Consider the following 1591-nt stretch of genomic DNA (forward strand, 5'->3'; position numbering starts at 1 on the left):
CAATGCCACGTAGCGTAAGTTGATCAAGTTGTTGACCTGGTCGTTGTTGATCGGGTCGGCGTGGCGTGATCCCTTGTGGCTCGGTGGCTGGCACGGTCGCCAGTCATGGGTGAAGGTGTGGTGGTGCGGCCGGATCAGGTGTCGCTGGGGGTGCTGGTCGCGGCGGTGTCGCGGGATGCGGTCGATGAGGCGGTCGCGGTGTGCGGGGTTCGGGAGAAACGCTCGGATGCCAAGCTGCCTGCGCATGTGATCACGTATCTGACGTTGGCGTTGTGCCTGTTTCCTGAGGATGACTACGAGGAGGTCGCGACCAGGGTCACCGGGTCGTTGGACCGGTGGGGCTGCTGGAACGCGGCTTGGACGGCGCCGACCGCCTCGGCGATCACTCAGGCCCGGAAACGGTTGGGCCGCAACGTGTTCCCGGAGCTGTTCGAACGCACCTGTGGCCCGGTCGCCGGCAAGGCCGGTGTGAGCGCTGGGGCCGTGGCGTTGGGGACCGCGCGCGGGTCGTTCCTGCGCCGGTGGCGGCTGTTGGCGATCGATGGGTTCGAGCTCGACGTGCCCGACAGCAAGGAGAACGCGGCCGAGTTCGGCTACGCCGGGTCCGGGGACAACCGCTCGGCGTTCCCCAAAGCGCGGGTGGTCGCGTTGGCCGAGTGCGGCACCCACGCCTTCGTGGCCGCCGAGGTGGCCGCCTACAACGTCGGGGAGAGGACCCTGGCGCAGCGGCTGTATGCGCGGCTGCGCGCCGATGAGCTGTTGACCGCGGACCGGGGCTTCTACTCCTGGCAGGCGTGGGACACCGCGCAGGCCACGGGCGCGGCGTTGCTGTGGCGGGCCCCGACCCAGCTCGACCTGCCGGTCGTGCGGGTGCTGCCCGACGGGACCTACCTCACCGCACTGATCGCGCCGTCGATTCGCGGGCGCCGCCGCGAGCGCCTGCTGGCCGCCGCCCGCAACCGCGAGGACCTCACCGACTCGGGCGTCGTCCCCGAGGCGTTCGACCAGCGCGGACTGCCCGTCATCCACCTGGCCAGAGTCATCGAGTACGACGTGCCCGACCGGGTCGGCAACGGCACCGGCGAGTTGATCGTCGTGCTGTCCACCATCCTCGACCCCGACGGGCCCGACGGGGCACGAGCCGACGAACTGGCCGCCGCCTACCACCAGCGATGGGAGGAGGAGACCGCGAACGACCAGCTCAAGACCCACCTACGCGGCCCCGGACGGGTGCTGCGCTCGCGACTGCCCGACCTGGTCCACCAAGAGATCTGGGCCTACCTGATCGTCCACCACGCGATCAGCACGCTCACCGCGCACGCCTCCGCGGCCGCCGACCTCGACCCGGACTCGATCTCCTTCGCCAAGGCCCTGCGCCTGATCCGCCGCACCGCCACCGGAACGGCGGACATCCCCCCCTGAGGACTGGGCCGATCGCCTCCCGGTCCACCTGACCCACATCGCGACACTGCTCATCCCACCACGACGTGAACGCACCTGCCCGCGCGCGGTCAAACGCGCCCGACACAACAGCTACCGAGTAAAGAAACCCGGCGAGCCCGCCAGCATCCGCCACCGAGCACCAGCCACG

General features: G+C 70.0%; 1 protein-coding gene. It reads left to right on the forward strand.

The window, feature by feature from the left end; genetic code table 11:
- Positions 1-105: 105 nt before the first annotated feature.
- Entirely contained in the window at positions 106-1422 is a 1317-nt protein-coding gene (locus ACRDSQ_RS14125; RefSeq protein ID WP_431421518.1) for an IS4 family transposase, read from the forward strand.
- The last annotated feature ends 169 nt before the right edge of the window (positions 1423-1591 follow it).

The organism is Actinokineospora sp., assembly GCF_050699995.1.
Taxonomy (GTDB): Bacteria; Actinomycetota; Actinomycetes; order Mycobacteriales; family Pseudonocardiaceae; genus Actinokineospora.